General features: G+C 61.9%; 9 protein-coding genes. 5 read left to right on the forward strand and 4 right to left on the reverse strand.

Annotated elements, in window-relative coordinates:
• The 4 genes from EOA27_RS18100 to EOA27_RS18115 form a co-directional block, all read left to right on the forward strand.
• The coding region (locus EOA27_RS18100; protein WP_245491115.1) for a DUF1194 domain-containing protein at positions 1-838 on the forward strand (838 nt) is incomplete at its 5' end.
• A gap of 115 nt (positions 839-953) precedes the next feature.
• The gene (locus EOA27_RS18105; protein ID WP_126082167.1) at positions 954-1,904 is read left to right on the forward strand and encodes an ABC transporter substrate-binding protein; all 951 of its coding nucleotides are present in this window, start codon (positions 954-956) and stop codon (positions 1,902-1,904) included.
• 169 nt (positions 1,905-2,073) lie between these two features.
• Entirely contained in the window at positions 2,074-2,847 is a 774-nt protein-coding gene (locus tag EOA27_RS18110) for an ABC transporter permease (protein WP_127256823.1), read from the forward strand.
• Positions 2,844-3,626, forward strand: coding sequence for an ABC transporter ATP-binding protein (locus tag EOA27_RS18115; protein ID WP_126082168.1), 783 nt, complete (start codon positions 2,844-2,846; stop codon positions 3,624-3,626). Before EOA27_RS18110 ends, EOA27_RS18115 begins: the two co-directional genes overlap by 4 nt.
• On the opposite strand, the gene EOA27_RS43165 is transcribed toward EOA27_RS18115, so the two are convergent.
• The 4 genes from EOA27_RS43165 to EOA27_RS18135 form a co-directional block, all read right to left on the reverse strand.
• Positions 3,627-3,926 carry a DUF1778 domain-containing protein gene (locus tag EOA27_RS43165; protein ID WP_348526997.1) on the reverse strand — a complete coding sequence of 100 codons (300 nt, stop codon included), beginning with the start codon at positions 3,924-3,926 and terminating at the stop codon, positions 3,627-3,629. It lies immediately after the preceding gene.
• Positions 3,821-4,759 carry a GlxA family transcriptional regulator gene (locus EOA27_RS18125; RefSeq protein ID WP_348526999.1) on the reverse strand — a complete coding sequence of 313 codons (939 nt, stop codon included), beginning with the start codon at positions 4,757-4,759 and terminating at the stop codon, positions 3,821-3,823. Before EOA27_RS18125 ends, EOA27_RS43165 begins: the two co-directional genes overlap by 106 nt.
• Positions 4,760-5,070: 311 nt before the next feature.
• Complete coding sequence (locus EOA27_RS41525) at positions 5,071-5,217, reverse strand: hypothetical protein (RefSeq protein WP_189354162.1); 147 nt, start codon at positions 5,215-5,217, stop codon at positions 5,071-5,073.
• 339 nt (positions 5,218-5,556) lie between these two features.
• Complete coding sequence (locus tag EOA27_RS18135; protein ID WP_042645026.1) at positions 5,557-5,742, reverse strand: hypothetical protein; 186 nt, start codon at positions 5,740-5,742, stop codon at positions 5,557-5,559.
• Positions 5,743-5,961: 219 nt separating this feature from the next.
• Here EOA27_RS18135 and EOA27_RS18140 point away from each other — a divergent pair.
• The coding region (locus tag EOA27_RS18140) for a LysR family transcriptional regulator (RefSeq protein WP_145970395.1) at positions 5,962-6,082 on the forward strand (121 nt) is incomplete at its 3' end.

Below are 6,082 nucleotides of genomic sequence, written 5' to 3' on the forward strand. Positions count from 1 at the left end.
CGCTTATGCCCGCGCAAGGCATATCGTCTCAGGCAGCGCCGCCCTGGCGCTGGCGCTTTGGCTGACTCCTGCCGCGTCTCCCGCCGAGCCGGTCGATGTCGAGCTGGTGCTGGCGGTCGATGTCTCGCTTTCCATGTCACCGGCTGAGCTGGAGATCCAGCGTCATGGCTACGCGGCGGCGCTGATGCATGACAACGTGCTGAAGGCTATCGCCGACGGCGCCTATGGCAAGATCGCCGTCACCTATGTCGAATGGGCGGGCACGACCTGGCAGCGAGTCGTCGTGCCGTGGACCGTGATCGCCAACCGCGCCGACGCCGAGAGGTTCGTCGCGAAGCTCGAAGCCAACCCGCCGGACAGCGCCCGGCGCACCTCGATTTCCGGGGCGCTGAGCTTCGGCAGCGATCTGTTCGCAGAGAGCGGATTCCAGGGGACCAAGCGTGTCATCGATGTTTCCGGCGATGGGCCGAACAACCAGGGCGCGCCGGTCGATCTCACCCGCGACGAGGTGGTCAGGCAAGGCATCACCATCAACGGCCTGCCGCTGATGACGCGCGGCGGTTTCAGCGGCGCCTTCGACGTCGATAATCTGGACCGCTATTACAGCGACTGCGTCATCGGCGGACCGGGCGCCTTCATGATCCCGGTCAATGACTGGACGCAGTTTCCCGAAGCGATCCGCCGCAAGCTGGTGCTGGAGCTCGCCGGTTCGGCTTCACCGCAACGGGCGGCCGAAGGGGCCGCGCATCCGCCGGTCGTGCTCGCCGATAACAGGCCGGCCGCCGACTGCCAAGCCGGCGAAAAGATGTGGCGCAACCGCGGCTGGGGCATGCCGTGAGGGGAGGAGGAGCAGGCAACCGTTCAGGATGACGTTTCGTTGAAACGCCGCTTCATTGACAAGCCTTTTGGCGTCTGTGAGACAATTCGCGCTCACCACAAAAAGGGGAACCACAATGAACAGGACCACCATTTTCGCGGCAACGCTGACGGCGGCCGCCATGCTTGGCGCGCCCGCGATGGCTGCCACCTCGCTCACCATCGGCATCAGCGGCTGGACCGGCTTCGCGCCGCTGACTCTGGCCAAGCAGGCCGGGCTTTTCGAAAAGCACGGGCTCGACGTCACGCTCAAGAAAGTGCCGCAGGCGAGCCGGCCGCTGGCCATCGCCAGCGGCGACCTGCAATGCGCGGCGACCACGGTCGAAACCTGGATGGTGTGGAACGCCAGCGGCGTCACCACCAAGCAGATCTTCCAGCTCGACAAGTCCTATGGCGCCGACGGCATCGTCGTGCGCAACGACATCAAGTCCGTCGCCGACCTCAAGGGCAAGAATGTCGCCTCGTCCGCGCCTGGAACCTCGCCCTATTTCCTGCTCGCCTGGGTGCTCAACAAGAACGGCATGTCGACCAAGGACGTCACCGTCGTCAATCTGGAGCCGGATGCGGCGGCGCAGGCCTTCCTGGCCGGCCAGAACGATGCCGCCGTCACCTATGAGCCGTTCATTTCAGCGGTCCGCGACAAGGCCGACCAGGGCCATATCCTGGCGACCACGCTCGACTACCCGATGGTGCTGGACACCGTCGGTTGCACGCCGGACTTCCTCAAGGCCAATCCCGATGCCGCCAAGGCGCTCGCCGACAGCTATTTCGACGCGCTCGACCTGATCAAGAAGGATCCGCAGAAATCCTACGAGATCATGGGCGCCGACGTGAAGCAGTCGGCCAAGGAATTCGAGGATTCGGCCAAGTACCTGAAATGGGCCGACAAGGCGGAGAATAAGCAGTTCTTCACCAAGGAGTTCCAGGATTTTTCCAAGACCGCGGCCGATCTTTTGCTGCAGATGGGGCTGATCAAGGAAGTCCCGGATGTGACGACGCTTGCCGACACCAGCGCGGTGGCCAACTGATCGCGCAATCACCCTATCGGCGGCGCAAGGCCGCCGCTCCCTTCTCGCTAAAGCGCGTCGCGATCCTTCAGATACGCTCCTCGCGCTTTAGCTCTTTCATTTTGCGCATGTCTTTACCCGAACCGGTTTCCACTTTCGGGAGCCATGCTTTAAGGACAGGGCCTGAATGCTGCGTCCCTTGCACCCCGTTGCGCCGGGCACGCGAAGCGCGCTCGGCATCGCCTTTTTCGTGCTGTTCGTGGCCTTCTGGGCGTGGATCACGCTCGGCGGCCATGTGAACCGGATCTTCCTTGCCGATCCTCTGTCGATGCTCAAGGACGGCTGGCGGCTGCTCGTCGAAGACCGGTTCTGGCTCGACATATTGATCACCATCTGGCGCGTCTTCGGCGGCTTCGTGCTGGCCTCGATCGTCGCGGTGCCGATCGGCATCGCGATGGGCGCCTGGAAGCCTGTCGAAGCCCTCCTCGAGCCGTTCGTGTCCTTTGCCCGCTACCTGCCGGCATCCGCCTTTATCCCGCTGCTCATCCTGTGGGCCGGCATCGGAGAATTCGAGAAGCTCCTGGTGATCTTCGTCGGCTCTGTGTTCCAGATCATCCTGATAGTCGCGGTCAAGGTCGGCAGTACGAGGCGAGACCTGGTCGAGGCCGCCTATACGCTGGGGGCGACCGACAACGGCATCGTCAAGCGCGTGATCATGCCGGCCAATGCGCCGGAGATCGCCGAAACGCTGCGCCTGGTGCTTGGCTGGGCCTGGACCTATGTGATCGTCGCCGAGCTGATCGGCTCGTCGTCGGGCATCGGCTACATGATCATCAACAGCCAGTCGCGGCTGGCGACGGGGCAGATCATCTTCGGCATCATTGTCATAGGGCTGATCGGGCTTCTGTCCGATTTCGCCTTCAAGGCGCTCAACCGCTGGCTCTTTCCATGGAGCCTGGCATGAGCAAGCTGCTGATCGAAGGCGTCTCGCGGACCTTTGCCGGGGTAGGGGGCGGGCAGCCGGTGCGGGCGCTGCAGCCGGTCGACCTCGCGGTCGCGGCGAATGACTTCATCACCATCCTTGGGCCATCCGGCTGCGGCAAGTCGACCTTGCTCAGGATCGTCGCCGGACTGGAGGCGCCGAGCACGGGCCGCGTGCTGCTCGACGGCAAGGCGGTCACAAGGCCGGGACCAGACCGCGGCATGGTGTTCCAATCCTACACGCTGTTTCCCTGGCTGACGGTCGCCGAAAACATCGGTTTCGGCCTGCACGAGCAAGGCCGGCCCGAGCGCGAGCGCAACGAGATCGTCGCCTCCTATATCGATCTCGTCGGCCTGAAAGGCTTCGAGAGCCACTGGCCGAAACAGCTTTCGGGCGGCATGCAGCAGCGCACGGCAATTGCGCGGGCGCTGGCCAACGATCCCGAAATCCTGCTGCTCGACGAGCCGTTCGGTGCGCTCGACAACCAGACGCGCGGGTTGATGCAGGAATTGCTGCTCGGCATCTGGGAGCGGCGCAAGAAGACGGTGCTGTTCGTCACCCATGACATCGAAGAGGCGATCTTCATGGCGTCGCGGGTGATCGTGATGAGCGCCCGGCCCGGCCGCATCAAGTCGGACGTGCCAGTCGACCTGCCGCATCCGCGCCACTACACGCTGAAGACCAGCCCGGAATTCTCGGCGCTCAAGGCGCAGCTCACCGAAGACATCCGTATCGAGGCGATGCGGACGGCGCAGGTGTAGTCAGTTCGACACATACTGGATCGGGTCGGGAAAAATGCTTGGCTCGTTCAAGAGACGTTTTAGCCGTGGAAGATCACGGACGGGAGCTTCCAGAGTCGCCATGAACGCAGCCCATTTCTCCGCGTCGAGACCGAAGCTGCGCCGGTCGGCCAGATTGTCGAATTGAGTCGCTCTCGTGGTCATGTGACACCTGATCAAGCCGCCAGCAATTGCTTGCGGTCGACGCGCTCCTGCTGCGGCGAGCGGGCATAGAGTTCGCGGTAGCATTTGGAGAAATGCGAGGCGGAAACGAAGCCGCATGCGACTGCCACTTCGACCACCGGCAGCGACGACTGGATGAGCAGATGCCTGGCGCGGTCGAGCCGGATCTCCAGATAGTAGCGGGCGGGCGACCGGCCCATCTCGGTGCGGAACAGGCGCTCGATCTGCCGGCGCGACAGATCGACATGGTCGGCGATCTCGATCAGCGACAGCGGTTCGGAGAGGTTCGCCTCCATCAACTCGATGATGGTGAGCACCTTGGAATTTTGAACGCCGAGGCGGGCACGCAGCGGCAGGCGCTGGCGATCGGTCGGACTGCGCACGCGGTCGGTCAGCACCTGCTCGCAGACGCGGTTGACCAGGCTCTCGTCGAAATCATCGCCGATCAGCTTCAGCATCATGTCGAGCGCGGCGGTGCCGCCGGCGCAGGTGTAGACATTCTGGTCGATTTCGAAGAGGTCGGCGAAGACATTGGCTTTCGGGAAGGCCTCGGAGAAGCCCGGCAGGTTTTCCCAATGAATTGCGCAGCGCTTGTTGGACAGCAGGCCCGCGGCGGCCAGGATATGCGCGCCGGTGCACAGGCCGCCGACGGCGACGCCGCGATTATACTCTTCGCGCAGCCAGGCGAACGCCGATTTGTTGTGGTAGCGCTCGACATTGATGCCGCTGCAGACGATCGCCATGTTCGGCCGGTCCGGCCCGGCCATCTTCCTGCGCTCCTCCTCCAGCGAGGTGTTGACGGCACATTCGACGCCGTTCGAGGCGCGAACCGGTTTGCCGTCGATGCTCGCCAGGCGCCAGCTATAGGCCTCATAGCCGAGCATCCGGTTGGCCGAGCGAAGCGGATCGAGCGCCGTCGCGAAGGCGATCATGGTGAAGTCGGGAACGAGGAAGAATACAAACGATCTCTTGATCGGGTGCTTTACGGCATTCACGGTGAAACCTCACGCAGCCATGACGCGAACAGGATGTCGCGAACAGCATAGCGACAACAGGAAAAACCATTCCTGTCAATCGGGTAGGCGGCTAAGTGAAGATTAAATTTGCGACACGAGTCGCAAATGGGCAATAGGTGCAACCGCAGGGCGTCGCTGCACCGACGACAAGTGGCAATACCGAAATGAAAACGCCGCCACGGCAAGCCGGGCGGCGTTTGAATTCAGCTAATCGGTACTGGATTGTCTCAGGCAACGAAGCCGAGACGAGCAGCGGCCACGGCGCCGGTCTGGCCGGGCATGGTCTTGGCGAGACGCTGACGCTCCAGAGCGGTCGTCAGGTTCACTTCGCGGCGGGCAAACAGGCGGGCAAAGAGCTTCATCATCATCTCCATTTGGTTGCTCAGACGGGTCGCCTTCGCTTGATGGAGTGGGGCAGCTCGTTTTTGCTGGCGCCGATATAGGCTCGCTTCGGCAAAAACTAAATCGCAAAAACGAAGCGCTTGATATGAAAAGCGACACGATTTGCGACATTTTTGGGCAACGTGCTCACAATTTCCTATTATTTACAGTGCTTTACCTGGCCTGTTAACCCGTTATGCGAGTGGTTCATATGCGTCATGCAGCGGCGGCATGGCTGTAAAAGTCGTTTGATGCAAACAAAAAGGCCTAAAACAAACAAAAAGGCCTGCCGAGCTGACGCGGCAGGCCTTCAGATCTCCATACACACGTGATTACTTCGCTCCGGCCCAGCTTCCGACACCGTGGCGCAAGCCGGTCTTTACGTCGGCTGCTTCCGGCCAGCCGATATCCTTCTGCAGTTCGATCGGCAGCGCATGGATGGCGCGTTCGGTCTGATAGCGGGCGCGGGCCGCGCTGAATTCGGTCGCAAGCCGACCGATGGACGACAGGATAGACATTTCTTTCTCCTCTATGCGGGCAGGGAGGCGCCCGTCACTGCGTTAAGTCAGGTCTGTTTCAGCTTCATTTCATGTCGATTGCAGGACTGTGTCAGGGTCGTCTCATGGCTGCTTTTGGCAGCATCCTGCATCGATTGAGTTGACTATGCGCCCGGACTGATGTTCAATCAAACGAAATGGAATGATGGATTGCATCAGAAAAATTGAAGGTCGGCTCCCATGAACGCCCCGCTCAATCACCCTTTGCCGCTGCTTGACCTCGATGTGCTGCGCACCTTCGTGGCGATCGCCGAGACTGGCTCCTTCACCACCGCCGCCAACGCGGTGTTCCGCACCCCGT

The organism is Mesorhizobium sp. M2A.F.Ca.ET.037.01.1.1, from assembly GCF_003998075.1.
In the GTDB taxonomy this organism is placed as follows: Bacteria; Pseudomonadota; Alphaproteobacteria; order Rhizobiales; family Rhizobiaceae; genus Mesorhizobium.

What these genes read in the sequence shown, in the direction of transcription:
- EOA27_RS18105 (WP_126082167.1), top strand. Translation starts at nt 954, where the DNA reads ATGAACAGGACCACCATTTTCGCGGCAACGCTGACGGCGGCCGCCATG.
- EOA27_RS18115 (WP_126082168.1), top strand. Translation starts at nt 2,844, where the DNA reads ATGAGCAAGCTGCTGATCGAAGGCGTCTCGCGGACCTTTGCCGGGGTA.
- EOA27_RS43165 (WP_348526997.1), bottom strand. Translation starts at nt 3,926, where the DNA reads ATGCGGCTTCGTTTCCGCCTCGCATTTCTCCAAATGCTACCGCGAACT.
- EOA27_RS18125 (WP_348526999.1), bottom strand. Translation starts at nt 4,759, where the DNA reads ATGATCGCCTTCGCGACGGCGCTCGATCCGCTTCGCTCGGCCAACCGG.
- EOA27_RS41525 (WP_189354162.1), bottom strand. Translation starts at nt 5,217, where the DNA reads ATGGAGATGATGATGAAGCTCTTTGCCCGCCTGTTTGCCCGCCGCGAA.
- EOA27_RS18135 (WP_042645026.1), bottom strand. Translation starts at nt 5,742, where the DNA reads ATGTCTATCCTGTCGTCCATCGGTCGGCTTGCGACCGAATTCAGCGCG.